This is a genomic window from Mesorhizobium sp. M1E.F.Ca.ET.041.01.1.1 (genome assembly GCF_003997355.1).
Taxonomy (GTDB): domain Bacteria; phylum Pseudomonadota; class Alphaproteobacteria; order Rhizobiales; family Rhizobiaceae; genus Mesorhizobium.
Genome location: NZ_RZSL01000891.1, coordinates 1 through 1,806, shown reverse-complemented (window position 1 = coordinate 1,806; position 1,806 = coordinate 1). Strand labels below are relative to the sequence as shown.

4 protein-coding genes and 1 pseudogene are annotated in these 1,806 nt (G+C 61.4%); 1 reads left to right on the top strand and 4 read right to left on the bottom strand.

Annotation, left to right across the window (positions count from 1 at the left end; translation table 11 throughout):
* Positions 1 to 255, top strand: a 255-nt coding sequence (locus EOA38_RS35555; protein ID WP_145966253.1) for an RES family NAD+ phosphorylase, incomplete at its 5' end; no start/stop codon positions are given.
* Positions 256 to 296: 41 nt separating this feature from the next.
* Here EOA38_RS35555 and EOA38_RS35550 read toward each other — a convergent pair.
* The 4 genes and pseudogenes from EOA38_RS35550 to EOA38_RS35535 all read right to left on the bottom strand — a co-directional run.
* Positions 297 to 506 (bottom strand): annotated as a pseudogene (locus tag EOA38_RS35550) (segregation and condensation protein B); the annotation flags it as partial.
* A complete protein-coding gene (locus EOA38_RS35545) occupies positions 491 to 637 on the bottom strand; it encodes a WGR domain-containing protein (RefSeq protein WP_245481006.1) in 147 nt (48 codons plus the stop codon). The gene EOA38_RS35545 and the pseudogene EOA38_RS35550, both read right to left, overlap by 16 nt.
* A 209-nt stretch (positions 638 to 846) precedes the next feature.
* Positions 847 to 1,188 carry a hypothetical protein gene (locus EOA38_RS35540; RefSeq protein WP_127301415.1) on the bottom strand — a complete coding sequence of 114 codons (342 nt, stop codon included), beginning with the start codon at positions 1,186 to 1,188 and terminating at the stop codon, positions 847 to 849.
* On the bottom strand, positions 1,185 to 1,806 hold a 622-nt coding region (locus EOA38_RS35535; RefSeq protein ID WP_145966252.1), incomplete at its 5' end, for a ParA family protein. The genes EOA38_RS35540 and EOA38_RS35535, both read right to left, overlap by 4 nt.

Here is a 1,806-nt window from a genome sequence, read left to right as displayed (position 1 = left end):
ATATGGGACGGCGCGTGGAAGGAGTGGGATTGTGCCTGGCGCCAGATCGCTCGCATTGACAAGAAGATCCCGCCTTCGTGGAAGCTCGCGGATTTGGTCATCACCGCCGGGCTTCGCGGCATCCTGTTTCCGTCGCTGCGTCATGCCGGCGGCACCAATCTGGTGATCTTTCCGGCCAATATTATCGACGGCGACCATGTCGCGATTCACGATCCCGATCAACGGCTGCCGCACGACCAGTCGTCCTGGTCCTGAGTCATCGCCTGTCTCTGTGGTCGCAACGCGACAACGCCCGCTCACGACATCTGGTCCTCAACGACATCGTCCTCCGGCCCTTCTTCGGCATCGCCCGCCCCGCCAACCAGTCCTGCCGGAATGTCCCCCGCGAGAAGTTTCTCCTTCGATAGCAGCCCTGCGTCCTCGAGCGCCTCGAAATCCGGTAGCTGGCGCAACGTATCGAGCCCAAATTGCGGCAGAAAATTCTTGGTCGTCACATAGGTGTAGGGGCGCGCCCGGCTGCGGGCCGCGCGCCCCCGAAGCGAAACAGAGTCTCCTCGATCGACAGCGCATAGAAGCGCGCCATGTTCCGATCCGCGTCGCGGCCTTCAATACAGAGGCGATAGAGCTGCGCGATCATGGAGGACAGAATCGCGCAGCCGGACGCGCGCCTCCAATGAATGGTTTGAATCAGCGGACGCGGATCGATTCACTCTCGTGATGGGTGGAACCGAACGTCAGTCGTTCAGCAGCATCTTTGATGGCTTTCCCGGAGAGATAAAGCGAATCCTTGTTGGGCCCGAGTCATGCGTGGTTGTAACGAAAATCGACGCTGATTGGCGCGTCTCGCTACTTCGGCTGCCGGGCAAGGAATTCCATTATCAGGTCCTGCACCACCTCCTGCATGGTTGTTCTATTGCGCGCACAATGGACCTGCAGCTCGATCATCTGCGAGACCGGAATGCGTGTGTGCAGCCGGGCTGTCTCGCCGTCTGCCTTTGGCCTTTCGAGCTTCGCTTTCGCCGCTCTGGCAGACTGGGCTCTCGTCTGCTGCTCCAGCCTGTCCGTTTCGCCCATGCTGGATTCCACTATGGCAGCCATGTTGCGCGAGAACGGATCATCCGAACGGGCACGCGGTTTCAAGGCGGGCAGCGGCAGCTGGTTTGCGGTCCGATCGCTTTTCTCGTTCATGGCGTGACGGCTCCGTTCAGTTTGCGGATGATCTCGGCAGTCAGGGCATTCGTCTGGTCGCGAGCGTCCTCGACGGCCTTGTTCACAGGCTGGACTTCGTAAAGCGTCCCGGCAGTTGCGATTGAGGCGAAGGTCGGCCGTTGTGACAAAAAGGTCTCAAGCACGCTGGCGTCGGCCTGCCGCAGCAGCTGGATGGCTGTGCGGAAGGCCATCGTGTTGTGCTCGATCCCGGAAACCATGTTGAGCATCACCGCGTAGGGAATTTCGCGGTGGCGCCCTCCAAGTGAGCGGATGTGCCGGATCAGACCGAGGCATTGCTTGACATCGAAGACATGCGCCTTCGTCGGGATCAGCACGAAGTCGGCGTTGGCGACGGCCGGGCCGAGTGCGGCCACGGCCGTGCCCTGCACATCCACCAGCAGCAGGTCCTCGGCGTCGGATTGCGCCAGGCGATCGATCAGTTCGTCGGTCGAGCCGATGGGGATGACGTCGATGTTTGAAAGAGCGTACCCGGCGCGGCGACTGTTTTTGCTCCACTCCACCGCGGACAGTTGCGGATCGGTGTCGAGCACCGTCACCCGATGACCGGCGGCGGCGAATTCGCCAGCGAGCAGGATG

Coding starts and splice junctions, on each gene's coding strand:
- EOA38_RS35545 (WP_245481006.1), bottom strand. CDS start 637: ATGATCGCGCAGCTCTATCGCCTCTGTATTGAAGGCCGCGACGCGGAT.
- EOA38_RS35540 (WP_127301415.1), bottom strand. CDS start 1,188: ATGAACGAGAAAAGCGATCGGACCGCAAACCAGCTGCCGCTGCCCGCC.